Raw genomic sequence first — 22,102 nt, 5'->3', positions numbered from 1 at the left:
GAATTCATTTATTTTTACAACGAAGACCGGGCACAACGTAAACTAAACAAGCTGACTCCGGTTGAGTACCGAAGCCAGCTTGTTGCCTGAGGCTTTTTCTGATGTCCACTAAAAGGGGTCTTGACCAATAGGAGATCTGGCGGGTTCTTGTCATAGCCAAACGTTCCGGCTTCTTATCTTACATCTGGTCCCATTGGTTCCAGTTGATCTTCAGCATACGATCCATTACATAAGTAGTCGTATAGCGGTAAGTATTAGCGCCGGATTCCAGCAGCACGAACAGCTCGTTACCGATTGGAACGATGCTTTCGGACATCGGCACAATCGTCAGCTTGCTGTTGGTCGCCTTAGCCGACTGCCCGTCAAGGAACCAGAGCGGAACACTTGTCGTGCCTACTGTACCTGTTGCATGAGCAGGCTCTTGCAGCGGGTTGTTGTAACGATAGAGTGCACTGTCATTGTTGCGTCCGTAGGACTGGCTCAGCACGATGGAGTTCTCCATGAACGAGATCCCCTGGACCTTATCGGTCGTGGACAAGAGGTAGTCCGGCACCGCAGGCGTTGCGGCATCTCCGTTCCATTTCTCGCTGCGGAACGTGTCTGTTACAGGGTCCAGTCTGAAGCCTGCTGTCCAAGCGTACTGCTGCACGCCGTCACGGTTGGTGATATGATGGCTCGGATCGGTCGGATAGCTCTTGCTTTCATAGAACTCACCTACCCAGAGGACGCCATCGGCAAAGGAATTGTAAGAAGCCTTCACCGGAAGAGGCACACGTCCGGCAAAACGGACTTCCGAATTGTCCTGTGCATTAATCAGGTCAGCCAATCTAACCTGGAATACGTTCTTGCCGGAAGCAATCCACGCGTTATCCCGGCTTACGGATATCCCGCCGGCATGTCCGACGTACGGAGTGCCGTCTTCGTTGTACAGATGGACTGTCTTAACCAGCTGTCCTGTCGTGTTGTCTACGATAGACAGCGGGCCCGGGCGGCCATCTTCCATATAGGAGACGGTAAGAATCCAGTTATTCGCCGCATAATAACCGATTCCTTGCGGAACTGCATCCTGCGCCAGTCCCGGAATAACAGGACCGTCTGAGGAAATGTTCCACAAAGCTTGGTATTTGCTGCTTTCCGGATTAACCGATCTCTCGGATTGAGTAATCTGCTGATGAGACGGCGTGACCGGCACCGCGGCAGAACGTGCGGATTCGTTGTCCGACGTATCCACTGCGCTGACTTCAAACGTAACCGGCACGTTACCTGTCAGCAGTGACGCGGTAAACTGGGTTTGAGCGGCCGGAACGGTGTACTCCAGGCTGCCGTTCTTATAGATGTTGTACTGCAGCACATCGGATTCCGGATTCGCAGCCCAGGTTAGAGCCGCTTCCCCTCCGCCGGCTGCCGCCGCTAAACCTGCAGGCGCTTGAGGCGCAAGCTGGTCCAGCTTAGGCTTAGCAGGCGCTTGTCCGGGATCAACTCTGCCTGGAGTCGGCTCCTGGCTGCCCGCAATCTTCTGCATAGCGGTCCCGCCCGATGCCGGGTAGCGGTATGTGATGGTTTTACCTTCTTTTACATCCGTTGCCGTGTAAGAAGCCGTAACCGCATTGGTTCCGTCCGGATTTATAATCGTCACGGTCTGGGTACCGCTGTTCGTAAAACCGCCGACATCCTCCATGACATAGAGACGATTGTCCGGTACATGCTTGCTTGCATAGGAGAGGAAGTAATAGCTGTTAAAAGCATCTTTGCCCAGCGGGCTGATTTCGCCTCTCCGGGTCCAGACTACGCCTGTTTCCCACGGCCCGAGCTTGTAAGATTCCGAGATTTTGGATGACCAGCTGCCGGCTTTAATCGCATAATTCTTGAGATCGACGGTAGCCGAGCTGTTGTTGTACACTTCTACATACTCAAAAGCGTCGTAGCCTGCGAAGTTGCTCGTATCCGGGATCAGCTCCGTAATCAACAGCTGCGGGATAGCCGTGCTTGTTACCGCCGCTTCCGCCGATTTGGGCGTGACGAGCAGGAGGGGAGTTGCTGCCAGGACCAAGGATAAGGCACCCACCATCTGTTTTCTCAAAAGTTTACGCATTCGAACATCCTCCTCTAGTGTGTCTATCTATGAAAAACGGTAAACCAAGCGAGCATCATAGCATTCTGCAAGGGATAACCGTTATTTCCCAATTCATCCAGATAATATGTAAGCGTTTACAAAATAGTAATAAACGATTTTTGCCGAAAAACTTTATTCGTTCATCCGCTTTATCTGGAAATTTCCATTCATACAAACTGCAGCTGTCTCCTATTCGTTCAACCTTCTCCTATTGAGCTGATCTATTCTCAACCCATTACATTCACCCCCTTACCTGGTAGCGCCCCTCCCAAAACCGTTCCCCTGCCTTCCCTGTCCATCTCCTTGCCTTGGTTGAACTTCGGAATAAGCTTGCCATCCGCTTGCCTCCTGACGGAAGGCTCTAGCGGTTTGCATCCTGCCATTTCCATAATTCCTTGCTGGATGTTGAAATGCCGATGACGCCGCTTCTAAGGGCTTCATTGAAATCTTCCAGGTCTGTCATCAGTCCCCCTGCAATGACGGGAACATCCACTTCGGAACGGATCCGCTTCATAATGCGCGAGCATACCATGCCCGGCAGAACTTCAATCGCGTCCGGCTGGGAGCTTTTGGTCATCCGAATCCCGTTATCCAGCGACACCGAATCAAAAACAAATAACCGCTGAACGGTGATAAGACCGTACTTTTTACCTTCTGCAATAATATTGTTCTTGGTCGTTACGATCCCGTCAATTCCGATTTTCTCCGCCATATAAGCGACTCCGGCCTTGTCCTTGCCGATCCCGTCAATCAAATCAAAATGGACAAAAGATAGTTTGCCGGCTTCTCTGATTTTCTCGACAATGGACTCGATCATGAAAATATCGGATTTGAGAATAAATACAATGTTGGAGGAGGTCTGCAAAAGGGCAGGCAGCTCCTCCGCATTCATCAGACTGGTAATCACGGGTTTCTTTTTCAGGCAATAAGCCACTCTCTGTGCACGTTCTGATACTTCTTTCATTTCTGATCACCTCATCGTTGATTAAACATCTCCAGGTCTCCGGTCCAATCAAACGGTCAGTCAGTTATTCCGGTAACTAGCTCATTTATTTGGAAGAAACACTCTCTCTAAGGATAGCATGAACGGACGGAACTACGTAAGTAGGGGTTACATCCGATGCAGCCAAGTCTTCTTCCTGTGTTATTCCGGACAGAACCAGAGCGGTGCTCATTCCTGCCAGGGCGCCCATACGGATATCTGTCTCCAGACGGTCGCCTGACATCAGACAATCCTTCGCTTCCAGCTGTAAAATATCAAGAGCCGCCATAATCGTCATTACGGACGGCTTGCCCATAATGGTCTCGATTTTCTTGCCCGTCACGCCTTCGATAGCTCCCATCATGCCTGCGCAATCCGGCACATCGCCCCCTGGCATCGGACAAGTTCTATCCGGGTGGGTCGCGATTACTTCGGCACCGTGCTTAATAGCCTGGTACGCGAAATCCAGATGTCTGTAATGGAACTCGCGATCCCAAGATACGACAATAATATCGGTCTCTTGAGGGGTCGTTGCAAACTCGATGCCGTTATCCAGGAACTCTTCCTTCAGTACCGGCTCTCCGATTACATAAACCTTCTTGCCTGCATAGTTCTTCTGGAGATAGTGAATGGTGACAAGGGCTGGATTAAGCATATGTTCCATGCCGATCTGGATGCCAAATTTATTTAATTTCTTCACATAGCTCTCGCGTGAGTCAATCGTTTTGTTTGTAAGGAAAAGAAGCTTCTTGCCCTGCGCCTGCAGATGCTGGATGGTCTCTACGGCACCTTCGATGGCGTGATCGCCCAAATAAATCGTTCCATCCAAATCGAAAATATAACCTGCGTATTGTTCCACTTCTGTCTCTCCCTTTATCTGTTTAATCGATCGAAATTACGGCCATATCCTGCCCGAGCGTCAACTTGGAAGAAACACTTACAGGCAGCTGGGCCATAACGGCTTCGTAAGGCTCTCCGTCAGACAGATGAACCAGTATTCCTTGACCGACCCGGCTCCAATCATAGTAATCCGCAACTTCGGATAATGTACTGTGCGCCGGCAATCCTTGTTCAGCCGTGGTTGCTTCATGCACAAGCACATCGATGGGCCCCATCCCCCTGATCAGCGGATTAGGAGTCGTATCTGCGGAATAGACCAGCACTTTCTCCCCGCAGACCGCCCGGATTCCTACCGTAGGCACACCCCCGTGCAAGCCCGGGAAAACGCTGAGCGATACATCTCCTTCTTCCCACACGGTTGAAGGCGTCTGCCAGTCGAAGGTATGGATCCGTATCTCAAAAGCGACCGGCCACTCTCCGGTTCTCATCAGGCTTAGCCAGCTCTCCAGCCACTGCTTCTCTGCGGCCTCGCAATAAATATCAAACGGTTCTGTGCGCTTATCAATCCACATCCCCCAGAGTAATGAAGGCAGACCGTAAATATGGTCGGTGTGAAAATGCGTGAACAGCACTCTTTTGACATCATGTGTGGATAAGTTTAATTTCTTCAGCTTGCCTAGAGGATTGCCGCCGATGTCAATCAGCGTACTCCCGCTTGCTTCACGAAGAAGTAAGTACGTGTTGTCCCTTTCTTGTCCCGAAGCGGCGCATGCCGTCCCCAACAATATAAGATCCATCTGTTCCCCCTACTGGATGCCCCTTACATAGAGCTGCTCACGGCTAGTTTGATCCTGCCCAAATGTACCAGGCAAGCGATGGCTGAGCGCCAAAGGTGGCCGCCGCTACGGTCCTGCGCTGCACAGACCTTGGCGATCGGGACCATTCTGCCTTCACTCGGTGAACGATGCAGACGGAACTCCGTAAGTGCGTAACAACGGACGGCCACACAATCAGGCTCTGATACAAGTTCTTAAGTCGTGAAAAAGGCTGGAGATTAGGCACACGGGCCCTAATTTGCCGCCTAAAATAAGGCAAAAATAAAAGAAGCCTCCAGCATAAAACACTTCCTCGAAAGGAAGGGTATGCGGAGGCTTCTCATCATCTCTAGCCAACATCACGTACTTATTGAATTTGACTCTATCTTACACGGAAGTGCTTCCATTGGCAAGGTTTTTTTACCAGTTTGTGACCTTATTCATAGCTATTTTATTGAGAACCGTATTTTGAAAGAACTTCTTTCTTTAAAGAATTGAATGTTTCCATTTCATAACCTACATAATCAAGCTTTTCGAATTCTTGCATGGTATACGGCGAAGTTTTATAATCCGTTAATTTCGCTTCCTGTTGTATATTCAGATCAAATTTTCCCTGATACACTCCTTCAACTGCATAAGTGCCTGTCGGTGCCTTGGATAAGAAAAGCATATACTTTCCACTCGTATTCATTGTCTTATATCCCTCAATATTTACATACAAGCCGTCTTTCATATACCCGGGTTCATAGACGGTAATTTCATTCCCTTCTTTAAGGTCTCCCTTATAAGAACGGTTAACTTTTACTTGTACCTTATTAGCCGCATCAATCTTATGACCATTCTGAAAAAATTCCTCAACTGTACCGGGAGATGCTACACTCGCTTCGATAATAACATCCGAGAATGACTCGAGTTCTTGGAGATGATTAAATACTTTATGGTCTGCTTGGGCGGTTGATAATAGTACTCCTTCCTGGTTCTGGTGAGCCGGCTCATTAGCTGGCTTGGCGGGTCTAATAAATTGATTACCGGCTAATGCCATGCCTCCGACTATAACGATTCCAAGAATCGTACTGTATATCCGTTTTTGATGTAACATGGACAGCCGCCCTCTCCTATAATTCATAATTTTAACGGTGAAAAATAGGATAATGTTGCAAGTACTCCCTTCTGCTTACTATTGCTAACGTAAGAATCTTTCTTTTTAACGGGAGATATTAAGAGGAAATCTGCTAATGGAAGACATATAATAGAAGGGAGGTGATGGACATGTTTACTCCAGAAGAAAAAGAGGCCGTTTATAAAGTCATTTATACCCGAAGAGACGTCCGAACTTTCCGATCCGATCCGATTCCGGATGACACCGTCATGAATCTGTTAAGCGCAGCGCATCATGCGCCATCAGTCGGCTTTATGCAGCCGTGGAATTTCGTCCTCGTCACATCGGACGAAGTCAAACAGCGCCTGGCCTGGGCCGCGGACAAAGAACGGAGGGCACTTGCCATTCACTATGAAGGAGAGCGTCAGGACCAGTTCCTGGAACTCAAAATTCAAGGAATTAAGCAGGCGCCTCTCACGGTTTGTATCACGTGCGATCCTACACGTGGCGGATCGCACGTCTTGGGACGCAACTCGATCCCGGAAACCGATATGTTGTCGGTCGCCTGCGCAATCCAGAACTTATGGCTGGCCGCATGCGCGGAAGGATTGGCCGCCGGCTGGGTGAGCTTTTATAAGAAAAATGATGTAAGAGATATCCTGGAAATCCCTCCGCACATCGATCCCATTGCTTTAATCTCCATCGGGTATACGGACCAGTATCCGGACAAACCCATTCTGGAGTCTACCGGGTGGGAGAAACGCCGGACAATGGACGATCTTATCTACCACGAAAAGTGGGGACAATCTTAATAAACGGGCAGGGCCCTCCTCCAGTCATCAAGCTGACTGAAAGGAGGGCTCTATTGTGTATGCAGCCGTACACGGAAGTTTAATGATTTTCTGCCTCTTTTTCATTAAAAAAACTACCGGATTCGAGAATCCCGCAGTTGCTTGTATTCGTATAGGAGCCAACCTCTTATTTACCAAAAAGCGAACGTACACCGCGTACAATAAACACACCGGCAAATACGATCATCGACAGCGATCCCACCAGATCCAGTACAGGTTCCAGGCTGGTCAAGACTGTTCCGTCAACAGGTGTTTTTACCATCGCATATCCGCCAAGAACTCCACCCAGAGTAACCAGAAACTTATCCACAGCTCCACTCCTGCTTTCTTGTACATCTTATGCACAAGTAGAAGTAAATGCAGCGGGCACAGCGCCTCTTTTTGAAAGAATGATGTCAGGCTCCGACTTTGATTTACTTTGCGCTTTGTATTACTTTTAGAAGGACATATCCGCGCCTCTTCGCGGTCTGGTTTCTTTTTTAAATGCAGAAAAAGCAGGTGGACTTATGAAAAATGTGCGCATTCTAGTAGCCGACGACGATAAAGAAATCCGGGATTTAGTGAAGATTTATCTGGAAAGAGAATGGTACCGGGTGGATACCGCGGTAGACGGCGAGGAAGCGATCGCTTATTTTGAACGCAGCCGTTACGATCTTGTTATTCTCGATCTGATGATGCCCGGAGTGGACGGAATCGAGGTGTGCCGGGTTATCCGGAACAGGAGCAATGTCCCGGTTCTGATGCTGACGGCCAAGGATCATGAGGCGGATAAAATCGTAGGCCTGAATATAGGCGCCGATGATTATATGACCAAACCTTTCAGCATTCACGAAGTAATCGCCCGGGTGAAAGCTTTGATGAGGCGTTTCCTGGTGCTGGGAAGCAGCAGCGAACTGGATTCTGTGCATCGCGCGGAGCCCAATATCGTCAAGTTCAAAGGACTTATTATGGATCTGCAGAAGTACACGGTCACTCGTGACGGTGAAGAAATTCCATTAACAGGCAAGGAACTTCAGCTGTTGAAATTCCTGGTCTCGCATCCCGAACAGGTGTTTACTAAAACTCAGCTTTTCCGGAACGTATGGGACAGCGATTATTTAGAAGATGACAATACCGTGATGGTTCATATCCGCAAGCTGCGTAAAAAGATTGAAAGGGACCCGTCCAACCCGCAGTGGATCCAGACCGTATGGGGGATCGGCTATAAGTTCGTAGGTGAGAAAGATGAAACTTGATAAGACTCTATCCCTGCAGCTCCTACAGCTTCTCGTTATCAGCGCGCTTATCTTGGCTGAATTGGCAGGCCCTCCTCCCGGCTGGCTGAGATGGGCCTGTCTGCTGACCTTATTCCTTCTGTCCTGGCTGTATCTGTACGAACAACTGCGTACCCGCGCCCGTCTCCATCAGATACAGCAGGAACTTAGACGCGTCCTGGACGGCAACCGGACAACCCGGCTGCTGGCCAAGGACAGTCCCTCTATGAATGAAGTGATCTTCACCATCAATGAACTCATCCATGAGCTGGAACAAGTACAAATCGAGGCCGTACAATCCCAAGCGGCCCGCAAAAGTCTCCTATCGAGCATTTCTCACGACATACGTACTCCGCTGACCTCGATTATCGGCTATGTGGATGCTCTTAAGGACGGGGCCGCAGTAACGCAGCAAGAGCAGCGCGACTATCTGGATATCCTGTCCCGGAAAGCCGGCGCTTTGAAGCACCTGACCGATGAAATGTTCAACATGGCCAAGCTGGATGCCGACGAGTTCCCGATCGCAGCGGAGCCTCTGGACTTGGCCGAGGCGGCGAGGGAATCGCTGATTGAGTTTCTGCCGGAGCTGAAACAAGCGGGAATGGAACTGATCATCCGCATCCCGGAAGAGAAGCGGTTCATGATTGCCGCCGACCGTTTAAGTCTGAACCGGATTCTGGGCAACCTCATCAAGAATGCCATTCATTACGGGAAAGAAGGCGGCGTTCTCGGGATCGAGCTTACCGAGATCAAGGGCGGCGATTACCAATTGTCCCTGTGGGATCAGGGGCCGGGTATTGCGCCCGGGGACATCGGTCATGTGTTCCAGAGAATGTACCGGAGCGATGCCGCGCGCAGCCCTTCTTCCGGCGGGAGCGGGCTCGGGCTGTCCATTGCCCGGGCATTGACGGAGAAGAACGGAGGCCGGATCGGGGTTAGCAGCGTGCCATGGAGCCGGACGGCGTTCACGCTCATTTTTCCGCAGCTGGCCCGGCCCGCTCTTTTAAGAAACAATTAAGAAATAGATAAGCAGCAGTTAAGCCCGGCTCCTTATCCTTAAGCCATGAGCCAATGAACTTATGGAAAGAGGTGCACCCGACATGAGTGTGGTGATCAAGACCACCAATCTGACGAAGGTCTACGGGACACAGAAGTCCGTAGACCGTCTCCATATGACCGTGAAGCAGGGCCAGATCTATGGCTTCCTCGGCCGCAACGGTGCCGGCAAAACGACCACCATCCGTATGCTGCTCGGCCTCATCAAGCCGACGGAGGGAGATATCGAAATTTTCGGTGAGAGTCTGCCCGCCCGACACAAGGAAATTCTGAGACGAATCGGTTCGATTGTCGAAGTCCCCGGATTCTACGAGAATCTGACCGCCCGGGAAAATCTGCAGATCAATGCCCGGATCATGGGCATCCACAAGAAAACCGCGCTGGAAGAAGCGCTGGAAACCGTCGGTCTTCAGCATGAAACGAAGAAACTCGTCGGGAAATATTCCCTCGGGATGAAGCAGCGGCTTGGAATCGCCCGCGCGCTCCTGCACTACCCCGAGCTGCTCATCCTCGATGAGCCTACCAACGGGCTCGATCCGATCGGCATCAAGGAAATGCGCAAACTGATCAAAGCCCTGGCCGAGGAAAGAAAGATCACGATCCTCGTGTCCAGCCATATTCTCTCCGAGGTGGAGCAGCTAGTGGATCAGCTCGGAATTATCCACCAGGGCAGGCTGCTGGAGGAAATGTCCTTTGACCAGCTCCGTGCAAGAAACCGCAAGTACTTGGAGTTCCAGGTATCCAACGATAATAAAGCCGTCCTCCTGCTGGAAAAACATTTCGATATTCATGATTACGAAGTTCATGATGACGGGCACATCCGAGTCTACTCTCACCTCGGGCAGCAGGGCAAGATTAACCGGATGTTCGTCCAGCACGATATCGAAGTGTCCCGAATCTCCATGAGCGAGGACAAGCTCGAAGAATACTTTACGAAGCTGGTTGGAGGTGGGACGATTGGCTAGTCTGCTTTTCACCGAGTTTCTCAAGCTCAAACGCTCCAAGATGTTCCTGATCAGCATCCTCGGAGCGGCTGTGGCTCCTTTTATGGTGGTCGTCGCCACCTGGGTGCAGCTTCAGACGAAAGCGAATCCGCCTGTAGTGCTGTTCGAGCAGCTTTTCTACGAGACGAATCTGTATGTGGTCCTGGTCATAGGCGTTCCGCTCTACGGCGTCGTTACCGCGTATTTATTCAGCCGGGAGTACCAGGAAGATACCCTCAAGAATCTGCTGACCATCCCTGTATCCCGGATGAGCTATCTCCTCAGCAAGCTGCTTATGCTGCTGATGTGGATCATCGCGCTGACGCTCGTCGCCTGGTCCCTCACACTGGTTCTTGGCCTCCTTACGCGATTCGATGGCTTCAGCGGAGCGCTGGTCCTGCAATCCCTGCAGCGTTTTGTGACGGGCGGGCTGCTGCTGTTCATCTTGTCCATGCCTACCGTTCTGATTACGCTCGTACTCAAAAATTACGTGCCGACCATTATTTTCACCATCGTCATCACGATGATAAATATAATGGGAGCCAATTCGGAACACCGGGACTTGTTTCCCTGGGCGGCGGTTCAAGATATTACGAATCAGAGCCTGCTCCCCACTTATCCGGCGTTCTACACCTATGCCCTGATCGCCGCTGCATCATTAGGCGGACTGGCCGCCATTCTCATTTATTTCCGCCGGACGGATATTCACTGAGAATAAGTCATCATATAAGTTCCAGTATATAGAAGAAGCACGGCAGGCTGCTGCATGTACTACCAGATTCGGGAGGGTTACGATGAGTGAGTTACTAATTGCTTTTATACTGGGAATTGTGGAAGGTTTGGCGGAATTTCTTCCGATCTCTTCTACCGGTCACCTGATCTTGGTCGGACATTTGCTGGGCTTTGAAGGAGAGCGGGCCAAAACATTCGAGATCGTGATCCAGCTGGGCGCTATTCTGGCCATTACCGTCTTATACCAGGAGCGTCTTGTGTCCCTGTTCAATATCAAGCCCCTTCTTAATCAAGAGAAAAAGTTCAATGCCCTTCATGTCATACTCGGTGTGCTTCCAGCAGGAATTGTCGGCGTCTTAACGCTTGACCTTGTGAAAATGTACCTTTTCCAGCCCTACACGGTCGTCATCGGGCTCGTTGCCGGCGCGATTCTTATCCTGTTCGCCGAGAAGAAAAAACCGGAGCCTGTCTCATTTTCCCTGGATGAATTGACGTATAAGCAGGCCCTGACGATCGGCCTGTTCCAATGTCTGGCTGCTTTCCCTGGCTTCTCCAGAGCCGGTTCCACCATATCCGGCGGTTTACTCGCCAAAGCGAGCTACAAGACAGCTTCTGAGTTCTCCTTTCTTATCGCGATTCCGATTATGGTCGGGGTTACAGGCCTGGATTTGTACAAAAGCCGGGATCTCCTGACTGCAAGTGATATTCCGATGTTTGCTATCGGATTTCTCACCTCTTTTGCCGTGGCCATGCTGGCCGTTGTCACATTCCTGAAGCTGCTTGAGAAATGGGGTCTCACTCCATTCGCTTATTACCGTATCGTACTGGCCATTCTTTTTACGTTGTTTGTCCTTCTCTGATGGATTTGTAAATAAAAATAATATTTTCCTATACCATCTAAAATTAAAAGGAAAATTTTTCATGAGAACGAATATATGGGGGGATAGATTAAGCTACATTAAAGGAGTTCAATTTACGGTATGCAAAAAGTTCTAAAGCTCGCCCCTTTCTTTCTCCTGCCCTTGCTCGTCATCGCAGGTACGCTTTACATGGTTCGCACGTATACCCCGAATGTGTCCTACAAAGATCAGGTTGCGGTTCTTCTGTACCATCACATCAGCGATATGGATACGAGCAGCGTAACCATTACACCCGCTCTGTTCCGGGAACAACTGACTTATTTACGGGAGCGCAATTACCAGTTTATTACCATGCAGCAGTTCAAAGAGTTCATGGCAGGCGGTGAGGTGCCGGACAAGGCGGTGCTCGTCACCTTCGATGACGGCTACGAAAGCCTCTATGAGAAAGGCTATCCGATTCTGAAGGAACTGCAGATTCCGGCCGTGAATTTCGTTATTACGGAAACACTGGACAATCCGCCTGCCGGAAGCCTGAAGTTTATGAATCAGGAGGAGCTGCAAGCCCTGGCTTCAAGCAAAGAAGTTAACATTGACTGCCAATGCCATTCCGACGGCATGCACAATAAGCAGGACGGCAATCCGCTGCTGATCACGAATCTTGTTATCGACGGTCAGCCCGAAACGGACACCCAGTACGATGAACGCGTTCTCCGTGATGCGAAGCTGTGCTCCGACAAGCTCAGAAGCAACGGCTCAAGCGAGCCGGATGCGTACGCTTACCCGTACGGGTTCTACAACAAGCACGCCTCCTCCCTTCTTCAGAAAGCCGGGTTCCGGTATGGCTTTACTGTCGTAAGCGAAATCACGACCAAAGAGGACGATCCGATGCAGATTGCGCGAATTACGGGAGGCAGCCCCTGGGTCAAGCCCAAAAGTCTGGACCGGGCCATCCAGCGAAGTGTCATAGACGGCAAGAAACCGGCCGATTACGTGTCTTTCCGCAAAATCGTTGAAGATCTGGACGGCACTGTGGACGTGGCCAAGGACCGGACAGTCTCCTTCCACGTACGGGGAAAACACGGCAAAATTAAGCCGGACACTTCCACGATCGAGCTGAGTGGCGCCGAGATACCGCTCAAACATCCGGCTAAGATTAAGTCGCGCAAAGTACAGATTCATTACGAGGATTTACAGCAGATCTTCGGCATTGATGTTGTTCATATTCCATTCGGAGATGAATTCAAAGCCAGAGTAACCCCCAAGCGAAGCCAGACCGATAGTTAATTCTTCTGCAAAAACGTCCGGACAGACGGGAGCCATTCCCCTCTATCCGGGCGCTTTTTTCTTCCGGCACCCGATTGCCCTCACATATCGGAGTCAAATTGAGATATATCAAAAATCTACTGCGCCAGAAACTTAATATAATGAATCTTTTATGCATTTTCTTGCTTTTTAATATCTTGTTCATGAGTTAAGGTTATTAATTTTGAATTAATGTTTCCTAAAGTTTCATCTAATCTTACTTTTTCAAATCCTAACCGAAGAATCATTCTGACTAGAGATACTGTATTTAATAAGCAATAAATAAAAAAGGCTATATATAAATAAAGGATAAAATTTAATATCACTTGAAATATTTCATTTTTTATATTAATTGATGCAATTAAGAATACATCTAAAGAAAAAATTGCATGCCATGCCCATAAAATGCTTGATAAATAAAATGGAAAGAAGAATTTAATATTCAAATTTCTTCTATTCAAAAAAAACAAAAAGTTACTGTCACTTACTGAAAGTAGTATTGCAAACCCCGATATAACTATGGCTAATACAGCAGCATCTGCAGCAAATAATAGTTTGCAAATTTCTAAAATAAGATTACGCATTTGCTCTTTATCTATAAAATACAATAGGTAAAAGTAAATAGTCGGTATGAGAATTGAAATATATAATTCCTTACACAAAAAAAGTTTTGAATATCCGTAAATCTTTAACATTTCAAAAAAATCAAACTTATTTTTTACGTTACTCATTTTTAGATGCTCCTATATGTTGCTCGATTGCTTTTTTCAAAAACGAGAGATAATTTCTTGTAAAATCTTCAATTATATCGTCACCGGATTGAACAGACTCAAATAACAATTCTTGATTAGAAATGACTTGTTTATTCATCCCATCTTTGTCAGTACCTCTTACATCGAAGTGTCCATACCCTGCTAAACTCATATTGACTGGCTTTTTAATTAATATCGAGTCTGGGTTAAGGCCTGTTCCCTTCGCTTTATATTCATGCACTGCTTCTGATGTCCCAAGGTTCTTCAGCTCTTTATCGAGTTCATTAAAATCATCATCATCATCCCAATTTGCAGGAATTAATTGAAATCGGGCGTAGTTAATTACCTTCAATTTTTTCAGTTCACCCTTAAGATTTTCTGCGGCAGGTAAAAATTCATATTTTAACTCGCCTAATTCTGGCGCGTTTATTTCGATCATTTGCTTAAAAACTTCGATAAATTGATTTTTGGATATTTTTCCTACCCTTTCCTCAAAAATAACTATTTCGGTCGCAAAATCAAAAATAAAGTTAGACCAACTAGCTACATTTTCAACGTTATTCCTCTTTATCTTTACGTCCGTTGTATCTACAACATTTGTACCTTCATCTTTACCTCTTAATATTCTACCAGCAACGATATTCCGTCCGGCTATATCCTCTTTGGCAATATCAATAAAATTCCAAAGTGAGTTATACTTTTTCAAAAAGATTCCTGAAGTATTTATAGCACTTAAAAAATGCATCTTCGATTCTTTTAACGGACGAGAAAAAAGGGTTTCATTAATACTTAACTTAACTGCATATAAATGGTGTTTTCTCAAATAACTTAGCCCCTTTGCATTAATAGCATTCAATAAATTTCGACATCTTCCCTATTTTTCCTTCTTATTTTCTACATTAGAGATTACTAAGATTGATTATATAACTTTCAGTCTTAAACCTTGATGTAGATCGCCGACCAATCCTAACTATTTATCTCAAAGGGTCCGTACTACTCAGTGAAAAACGCTTTTTCCAATTTGCACATCATTCTGTATGCTCTAGCATTTTACACTTGCCCTCACATATCCGAGCTCTCCTTGAATATATTTAGTAACAAGCGTTTTTTATGCTCGTCCAACGAACGCAAACAGGAGGTGCCCCTCATGACAGACCCTTCGTTTATCGTCTCCAGGGAGGACTGGTCCCTGCACCGCAAAGGCTACCAGGACCAGACGAGACACCAGGAAAAAGTCCGCGATGCCATCAAACAGAATCTTCCCGATATCGTGTCCGATGAGAGCATCATTCTGTCGAATGGCAAACAAGTCGTGAAGGTACCCATTCGCTCACTCGATGAGTACAGGTTCCGATATAACTATCAGAAAAGCAAACATGTCGGTCAGGGTGACGGCGACAGCGAAGTCGGCGATGTGCTCGGCGTAGATCCCCAGCCCGCCAAAGGCGGCAAGGGCGAAGGGGCAGGAGAAAAGCCCGGCGAGGACTACTACGAAGCCGAAGTCTCGTTCGAGGAGCTGCAGGCGATGCTCTTCGAAGAGCTGGAGCTTCCTTTCCTGCAGCGCAAGGACAAACGGAACTTCAGCGCCAAGGAGGTCCTTTTTAACGATATCCGCAAAAAAGGAATTATGTCCAACATCGATAAGAAGCGCACCATTCTCGAGAATCTCAGGCGCAATGCCTCGCAGGGAGACCCTGGAATCCACGGCATCTCTCCCGATGACCTGCGTTTCAAGACGTGGAACGAAGTCGAGAAGCCCCATTCCAATGCGCTGATCATCGCGATGATGGATACGTCGGGCTCCATGGGATCGTTCGAGAAGTTCATTGCCCGCAGCTTCTTCTTCTGGATGACCCGCTTCCTGCGGACGAAATATGAGCATGTCGAAATCGTCTTTATTGCGCACCACACCGAAGCCAGAGAGGTCACGGAAGAAGAGTTTTTCACGAAGGGCGAAAGCGGCGGGACGATCTGTTCCTCGGCCTACCAGACCGCCCTTGATATTATCGACAGCCGGTATCCGCCCGAGCAGTACAATATTTATCCGTTCCACTTCTCGGACGGAGATAATTTGACCTCGGATAATGAGCGCTGTGTGAAGCTGATTGCCCAGCTTATGGAGCGCAGCAACATGTTCGGATACGGCGAGGTCAACCAATACAACCGGAGCAGCACGCTGATGTCCGCGTACCGGAATATTCATCATCCCAAATTCATGCACTACATTATCCGTGAAAAAACAGAAGTGTATAAAGCACTCCGGTCGTTCTTCTCACCCCGGACCGAGGGAGGCGAATTGGCATGACCCCTGATGAGATCCGCCAGCTCGAATATGCGATTGCGGAAATTACGGAAGTCGCCGAAGGCTTCGGACTCGACTTCTATCCGATGCGGTACGAAATATGCCCCGCTGACATTATTTATACATTCGGCGCTTACGGCATGCCGACCCGGTTCTCACACTGGAGCTTTGGTAAAACTTTCCACAAAATGAAGACCCAGTATGATTTTGGCCTCAGCAAAATTTATGAACTCGTTATCAACTCTGATCCGTGCTATGCCTTCCTGCTGGACGGCAATTCGCTTATTCAGAATAAGCTGATCGTCGCGCACGTTCTGGCGCACTGCGATTTTTTCAAGAATAATGCACGCTTCTCACGGACGAACCGCAACATGGTCGAAAGCATGTCCGCTACCGCCGAGCGTGTTCGGCAGTATGAAATTGAATACGGGGCTCACCGTGTCGAGGAATTCCTTGACTGCGTGCTGGCTGTGCAGGAGCATGTCGATCCGAGTCTGACGAAGCCTTATCGTGTTCGCAAAGACACTAAGGCCGACAAGGACCGGCGGCATCTGGGCAGAGACGGGAAGCCCCGGACGGGCTACGAGGACTTGTGGGACCTCGAGCATCCCAATCAGCCGCTGGACAACCAGGAGAGCCGGGAGAACAGCCGGTTTCCGGACCGGCCGGAAAAAGACATTCTTCATTTTATCCAGGAACACGCTCCCCATCTGGAAGAGTGGCAGCGCGATATTCTGACGATGCTGCGGGATGAAATGCTCTACTTCTGGCCGCAGATGGAGACGAAGATCATGAACGAAGGCTGGGCTTCGTATTGGCATCAGCGCATCCTGCGGGAACTGGATCTGACCGAAGAGGAAACCATCGAATACTCGAAGCTGAATTCGGGGGTTGTGCAGCCTTCCACCCATACGCTCAACCCTTATTATCTCGGACTCAAAATCTTCGAGGATATTGAAAAGCGCTGGGATAAACCTTCGCAGGAAGACCGGGAAAAGTACGGCCGGCCGGGTGGCGAAGGCCGCAGTAAAATGTTCGAGGTACGCGAATTCGACTCCGATACTTCTTTTATCCGCAATTACATGACCAAGGAACTGGTTGAAGATCTGGATCTCTATGTGTTTGAGAAAAAAGGCCCGGAATGGAAAATTACCGACAAAGCCTGGAAAAACATACGGGACCAGCTCGTCTATTCCCGGGTAAACGGCGGATTTCCTTATCTGGAAATATTCGATGGCGATTACCAGCGCAACGGTGAGCTCTATATTCGTCATTCCTACGAGGGCGTGGAGCTGGACCTGAAGTATGTGGAGAGAACACTGCCTTACTTATACCGCCTATGGAACAAACCGGTCTATTTGCAGAGCGTCGTGGAGGAAAAACCTGTGCTGTTCTCTTATGACGGGAAGAAAAATCACCGGAAATTTCTGTGAAAGTCGCGAATACTTAGATACGGATGATCTGGCCGCAGCCGCTCTCAGGGCCGTCAAATGAAATAAGGCCTCCTGCTCTCACCGCTCAGGCGGGATCAGGAGGCCTTTCATTTGGAGCTGTTTGAGGGAAACGCAAGTTAAGATTTAGTTCATGAATTGGATCGACTTCAGCAAACGGGTGATCATTGCCGCGGTTTCTGCGCGAGTCACATCATCTTTGGGCTCGAATTCATTGCCGTTCTTGCCGTTCAGAATACCGATCTGCTGAAGCTCGGCTACAGCATCCTGTGCCCAGCCCGATACGGTCTGCACATCTTCAAAAGCAGCCGGTCCCCCCGCATTGCGGCTTGCGGACTGCTTAGTGAATGCAATGGCACGCCGGATAATAACAGCGGCTTCTTCCCGGTTGATTTCTTGCTCCGGCCGGAACGTGCCGTCCTCATAGCCTTGGATGAGGCCAGCCTGAGCGGCGGCTTTGACATCGCTGCTGTACCAGGCGGATGCACCGATATCGCTGTAGCCCGATGAGCTTCCCGCGAGATCGGCGATACCCAGCGCACGGACCAGCATTGCGGTCAGCTGCGCGCGCGTCAGCTTAGCCTCCGTGCCGAACACATTGTCGCTCAACCCGTTGACAATCAGCTTCGAAGCCAGCTTCCCGATGTCGGCAGCAGCCCAGTGGCCGGCAGCGTCAGAGAAGCTCTGCTTGTTCTCGAGGACGGTGAATACGCCGCTGCCGCTCATAGACCAGAGCTTCGCCCCCGAGGAAGTGAAGGCAGCGGGCACCGGCCGTATACTGCCGGTTATAGGGTCAATGATGACCGCAACGAGATGATCCGGGTTGATGCCTTCTTTGACTGCAATCGTTCTGGCGGCATATCCATTCAGCGAACCGATCACCGAAGTCCGGCCGTTAACGGTCGCTTCGACTCTGTAATCAACCAGATCAGCTGCCAGATTGTAGCCGGCGATAGTTTGAACATAAGGTGCTGCCTGATCCGAAGTAAGCTTGTTCACGTGAACTGTGGCCGCATTCGAATCGCTTCCCGCCAAGCGGGAAGCCAAGACTTTTACCGGCAGAGTGAAGGTCCCGTTCAGGGTCTGAACACGGACGGTCATAGCCGGGTTGTGCTTCGCAAGAAGCTCCGCTGCTGCTGCTGTCAGTTTCACCTGTACCTGACCGGATTTGGAATCAGCCGCCAGCACCAGGGTGTCCAGGTTCCCTTGCTCAGCAAGCCACTTCTCAAGCGTATCTGTGTTCACGCTGATCGTGGTCTGGTTGCCGGCCGTCTGCTCGGATTTCCAGTCTTCCGGCTTAGGGTCGACCGGGTTAGGGTCGACCGGGTTAGGTGTGGCTGGCGGCTCTGGCGTTACTGGTGGTGTTACCGGTGGCGTTACCGGCGGTTCCGGAGATGTGCCTCCACCCGAATCGGCTGAAGTTACTTCCAGCAGCAGTGTCCCCTGCTTTCCTTCATACAACGTATTAAGCCGTACCGATCCCGCCTCTTTTGCCGTAATCTGGCTGCCCGTTATCGTTACCCGGTGTGACGGATCGGCCGTTAACTGAATTTGATCCGATACATTTACTTTGACCGGTCCGTATACCGCGTAGGTAACAGCCGTTACCGTATCGTTTATATTCAATTTAATACGATCTGCTTCAATTTCCAGCCCCGTGTAAGGATAGGCCCTCACCGTTATGTTCCGGGAAACACTTTTCTCCCCGGTTCCGGGCAAGTGAGCCGTTACCGTGTACTCATGACTGCCCTCGCTTACAGCAGGAAGGGTAAAGAGAGCAGGCTCCGTACCCTTGCCTGCTGCGCGGCTGATTACATTAGAACCTTGCGTCAGTACGATTTCTGTGTTTACAGGAGCAGCAGCTTTGATAACGGCTTCCGCTTCTGCCGCTATATGTAATTGATCGGATTCCAATGTTAGAGTCGGAATCTCATTGTCGTAAATTTTCGTATAGACCGTTACATCGTCATAATACGCTGTCGTTACCCACAAGGCCGAAGCAAAGAGAACAACACGCATGGTTACGGCATTCGCCGGAGCTTTGCTGGCCAATTCTACCTGCGTCCATTTCTTGGGGGAGGAGTCTACATGCTTGGTCACACCAGCTCCTGCAATTTCTTTGCCGGCAGCATCATAATAGCGGACGGCTGCCGAGGAGCGGCTGCTGCTGTAATTGCCGCCTGCCGGCTTAGCCGGAGGTTCCCCGTGGAACAATTGAGCCGTTGCCACATAATCTCTGCCGCCCGCTACCGGGATAAGATCCGAGTAGACCGAGCTTGAGACGGTTGTGCTGTTGTCAATCAGCTTCAGACTGCTGCTTCCGCTCTTCTTCTGTTCGGTGGAAACAGAGAATAAAGAAGGGTTGTCCAGCGGCGTTTCAATTGTCCAGCCCGGAATGGAGCCATCCGGGTTCTTTTGCTCGAATCCGCTGTTTGGAACATTCAAGTAAGAGACGATCAATTCCGGCGCTTTTACCGGTTTCTCCGGCTTCGGGTAGCGCATGAGCTTGGTCGCACTTGCCACATACAATCTGTCCTGCGAATCCAGTGTAAACAGGGTCGCTTTATCAAGCAGTGTCTTATAAGCCATGGTCAGCGGATCAATGACAGCCAGTCTGCCTGCCGTATCCGTCAGCAGCAGTCCGTCCTGTGTCCAGCGCTGGTGAATGGGGCGCCATTGGCCGTACCCGTTTACTTCCGGATAGAGATTCAACGATTTGACGACTTCGTGCGTAAGGGGATCAAACGAGAACACGATCCCGTTCACAGATGCCCAAATCATTCCGTCTTGTCCTAATGTCAGACCGCTGATCATGGTGGATTTGCCGATATTCGGAACCTCGGGTTCCCACGTTTTGATCACTTTCTTCGTTTTCGTATCCCATATGAAAAGCTTCGCGGCAGCTCCCGGCGCCGGTTCTCCGCCAAGTCCTCCCTTGATGCTGGTAGATCCGTATACAAGCCCGTCCTTGTACAGAAGGCCTGTAATGCTCTGCTCCGCCACAATATCGGTAAATACTTCGAATTGTGCCTGGCCGCTTGCCTTGGACGCTTCCGGATCGTACACCGTAATCGCCCCGGTGTTGGAGCCGTAGCCCGAAATCGTACCGATGTACAGCTTGCCCGCGCCTTCACTCAGGATAAAGGGTCTGTCCTGATGATTGCCGATATTGAAGACATGCTTAGCGCCAGTCTGCGTCGGCAGAGGTGTCTTCGTATCGTACGCTTCAATATCCGCTTTCGGGTACATGCCGAAGTAGACCGTATCGCCTACATATCCGATTCCTTCCGCCTGCCCGAGCGGGAAGTTCGTAAACTTATCTGTAGCCGGATCGAACCGGGACCCTTCGGAGCCCATGTACGTACTCAAATAAATTTTGCCGTCCGGGCCGGTTTCAAGAGCCTGGATATTGATTCCTTGGCCCCTGACTACCTGAGGCAGTGATTTACTCTTGTTCTGAACCGGATCATAGAGAACGATTTTACCGTCGAACGAAACGGAAACCATCGCACCGGCCGTGAATTCCGGATGATTAGGCAGGTTCATCCATTCACTGGTGCGGATATTGCCGTTGAACGGCATTGCTGCTTTTTCCGTCATGGTGGCAAGATCGATTTCCCACATTTGGCCGTCTTTTTTACTCGTGTAGACTTTACCGTTCTTATACCCGCTTACGGCTTGAACCCCGCGGATATTATCAAAGGAGGCACTCGTCCACTGCTCTGCATCCAGATCGTACACCTGCATCATCAGCGGGCCGTTATAGAATGCAAACAGATAGTGATCCACAATATTCATCCCGTACACGAAGCCCATCTCGTTATATTTGCCCTTATAAATAGCGTCCGATGGCGCTCCTGGAAGCTCAAGCGAGGCTGCCGACTTCGTCACCGGATCAATCTTCCAGACGCGGCCGTTGATAGAGCCCGTTCCCGCATACAAATACCCTTTATAAAAAGCTATCGAGCGGATATACTGCTCCGTCTTGCCGTCATCTCCCGGCGCCGAGCCGTCGTCCACCGGCTTGCCGAGCAGATCCGTCACCTTCAAAGTCTGACCGTCGATTTTGAAAACGCGGCCGCCAACCGTGCTGGAATAAATACCGCCATACACATTGCCGTCATCCCCTGCTGTAAGCGACCAGATTGAGGAAGTACCGGGCACTGGAACGCCCAGATCGGTTATTTTCTTGGTTGCAGGATCGTACATAAACATCTTGGAGCTTGCTCCAATGAATACGCGTCCCTGCGCGTCGATGGCATGGGACCATGCGTTAGCTGCATCCGGTAGAGGAAGCTCGCGCACTAATCGATTCTGGTCCAAATCAATGACGTTAAAAACGGCGGATTCACCTGCGGACGGGCTCCCCGTTACGGTCGTATAGGCAACATTCGTCCCGTCCTCTTGGCCGAATACAATATCAAGCGTCTGTGCAGGCTGAACCGGAGCTCCCAAATCCTCCGGCGTAAAGGCCCCAGCCCCTGTTCCTGCCGGAACATTGGCAGAGGCAGCCGTTCCGAATCCGAATAGACTGCCGATCATCGTTAGAATAAGCAAACAGGACAGCAGTGATTGTCTACGCAAAATTGCATTTCTCCCTTCACTTTGACAGTTATTATGCAGCACCCACAAATATGTAAACGCATACATTTTACTGAATTTTACCATATTTGAATTCCATCGTATTTGTCAGTACATGCTTTCTTAGTTG

The 22,102-nt window shown here is 49.6% G+C and carries 19 protein-coding genes; 10 read left to right on the top strand and 9 right to left on the bottom strand.

Going from position 1 to position 22,102, the window contains the following annotated elements; translation table 11 throughout:
- Positions 1-6: 6 nt before the first annotated feature.
- Complete coding sequence (locus tag EDM21_RS25465; protein WP_338043979.1) at positions 7-90, top strand: IS3 family transposase; 84 nt, start codon at positions 7-9, stop codon at positions 88-90.
- Positions 91-178: 88 nt separating this feature from the next.
- Here EDM21_RS25465 and EDM21_RS05955 read toward each other — a convergent pair whose 3' ends face one another.
- From EDM21_RS05955 to EDM21_RS05935, 5 genes are all read right to left on the bottom strand, one after another.
- Positions 179-2,092: a lamin tail domain-containing protein gene (locus EDM21_RS05955; RefSeq protein ID WP_157333736.1), complete on the bottom strand. Its 1,914-nt coding sequence runs from the start codon at positions 2,090-2,092 to the stop codon at positions 179-181.
- Positions 2,093-2,474: 382 nt separating this feature from the next.
- Entirely contained in the window at positions 2,475-3,077 is a 603-nt protein-coding gene (locus EDM21_RS05950; RefSeq protein WP_157333734.1) for a glycerol-3-phosphate responsive antiterminator, read from the bottom strand.
- An 85-nt stretch (positions 3,078-3,162) separates the two neighbouring features.
- Entirely contained in the window at positions 3,163-3,954 is a 792-nt protein-coding gene (locus EDM21_RS05945; RefSeq protein WP_166541841.1) for an HAD-IIA family hydrolase, read from the bottom strand.
- 22 nt (positions 3,955-3,976) lie between these two features.
- A complete protein-coding gene (locus EDM21_RS05940; RefSeq protein ID WP_157333732.1) occupies positions 3,977-4,732 on the bottom strand; it encodes an MBL fold metallo-hydrolase in 756 nt (251 codons plus the stop codon).
- Positions 4,733-5,201: 469 nt separating this feature from the next.
- Positions 5,202-5,849, bottom strand: coding sequence for a hypothetical protein (locus EDM21_RS05935; RefSeq protein ID WP_157333730.1), 648 nt, complete (start codon positions 5,847-5,849; stop codon positions 5,202-5,204).
- A gap of 170 nt (positions 5,850-6,019) precedes the next feature.
- Here EDM21_RS05935 and bluB point away from each other — a divergent pair, with 170 nt between their 5' ends.
- Complete coding sequence (gene bluB / locus EDM21_RS05930) at positions 6,020-6,661, top strand: 5,6-dimethylbenzimidazole synthase (protein WP_157333728.1); 642 nt, start codon at positions 6,020-6,022, stop codon at positions 6,659-6,661.
- A gap of 166 nt (positions 6,662-6,827) precedes the next feature.
- On the opposite strand, the gene EDM21_RS05925 is transcribed toward bluB, so the two are convergent.
- Positions 6,828-7,010: a hypothetical protein gene (locus tag EDM21_RS05925; protein ID WP_157333726.1), complete on the bottom strand. Its 183-nt coding sequence runs from the start codon at positions 7,008-7,010 to the stop codon at positions 6,828-6,830.
- A 196-nt stretch (positions 7,011-7,206) separates the two neighbouring features.
- Between EDM21_RS05925 and EDM21_RS05920 the strand changes: the two genes are divergently transcribed.
- The 6 genes from EDM21_RS05920 to EDM21_RS05895 all read left to right on the top strand — a co-directional run bounded on the left by EDM21_RS05920 (position 7,207) and on the right by EDM21_RS05895 (position 12,868).
- Positions 7,207-7,935 (top strand): response regulator transcription factor, encoded by a 729-nt coding sequence (locus EDM21_RS05920; RefSeq protein WP_157333724.1) that lies wholly within the window; start codon positions 7,207-7,209, stop codon positions 7,933-7,935.
- The gene (locus EDM21_RS05915; protein WP_157333722.1) at positions 7,925-8,971 is read left to right on the top strand and encodes a sensor histidine kinase; all 1,047 of its coding nucleotides are present in this window, start codon (positions 7,925-7,927) and stop codon (positions 8,969-8,971) included. Before EDM21_RS05920 ends, EDM21_RS05915 begins: the two co-directional genes overlap by 11 nt.
- Before the next feature lie 82 nt (positions 8,972-9,053).
- Complete coding sequence (locus EDM21_RS05910; RefSeq protein ID WP_157333719.1) at positions 9,054-9,974, top strand: ABC transporter ATP-binding protein; 921 nt, start codon at positions 9,054-9,056, stop codon at positions 9,972-9,974.
- Entirely contained in the window at positions 9,967-10,704 is a 738-nt protein-coding gene (locus EDM21_RS05905; RefSeq protein WP_157333717.1) for an ABC transporter permease, read from the top strand. Before EDM21_RS05910 ends, EDM21_RS05905 begins: the two co-directional genes overlap by 8 nt.
- A gap of 82 nt (positions 10,705-10,786) precedes the next feature.
- Positions 10,787-11,584, top strand: coding sequence for an undecaprenyl-diphosphate phosphatase (gene bacA / locus EDM21_RS05900; protein WP_157333715.1), 798 nt, complete (start codon positions 10,787-10,789; stop codon positions 11,582-11,584).
- Between the two features lie 120 nt (positions 11,585-11,704).
- A complete protein-coding gene (locus EDM21_RS05895) occupies positions 11,705-12,868 on the top strand; it encodes a polysaccharide deacetylase family protein (RefSeq protein WP_157333713.1) in 1,164 nt (387 codons plus the stop codon).
- 149 nt (positions 12,869-13,017) lie between these two features.
- Here the strand turns inward: EDM21_RS05895 and EDM21_RS05890 are convergent, their stop codons facing one another.
- Together EDM21_RS05890 and EDM21_RS05885 are read right to left on the bottom strand one after the other, a co-directional pair.
- Positions 13,018-13,617 (bottom strand): hypothetical protein, encoded by a 600-nt coding sequence (locus tag EDM21_RS05890; RefSeq protein ID WP_157333711.1) that lies wholly within the window; start codon positions 13,615-13,617, stop codon positions 13,018-13,020.
- On the bottom strand, positions 13,610-14,461 hold the full coding sequence (locus tag EDM21_RS05885) for a hypothetical protein (protein WP_157333709.1): 852 nt from the start codon (positions 14,459-14,461) through the stop codon (positions 13,610-13,612). The genes EDM21_RS05890 and EDM21_RS05885 overlap by 8 nt, the downstream gene beginning before the upstream one ends.
- A 324-nt stretch (positions 14,462-14,785) precedes the next feature.
- Between EDM21_RS05885 and yhbH the strand changes: the two genes are divergently transcribed.
- Positions 14,786-15,943, top strand: a complete 1,158-nt coding sequence (yhbH, locus tag EDM21_RS05880; protein WP_157333707.1) for a sporulation protein YhbH — start codon at positions 14,786-14,788, stop codon at positions 15,941-15,943.
- Positions 15,940-17,373, top strand: coding sequence for a SpoVR family protein (locus tag EDM21_RS05875; protein ID WP_157333705.1), 1,434 nt, complete (start codon positions 15,940-15,942; stop codon positions 17,371-17,373). Before yhbH ends, EDM21_RS05875 begins: the two co-directional genes overlap by 4 nt.
- Before the next feature lie 144 nt (positions 17,374-17,517).
- Here the strand turns inward: EDM21_RS05875 and EDM21_RS05870 are convergent, their stop codons facing one another.
- On the bottom strand, positions 17,518-21,975 hold the full coding sequence (locus EDM21_RS05870) for an S-layer homology domain-containing protein (RefSeq protein ID WP_157333703.1): 4,458 nt from the start codon (positions 21,973-21,975) through the stop codon (positions 17,518-17,520).
- Positions 21,976-22,102: the final 127 nt, after the last annotated feature.

Source organism: Paenibacillus lutrae (genome assembly GCF_009757775.1).
Lineage (GTDB): Bacteria > Bacillota > Bacilli > Paenibacillales > NBRC-103111 > Paenibacillus_F > Paenibacillus_F lutrae.
This window is presented reverse-complemented; position numbering and strand designations above follow the sequence as displayed.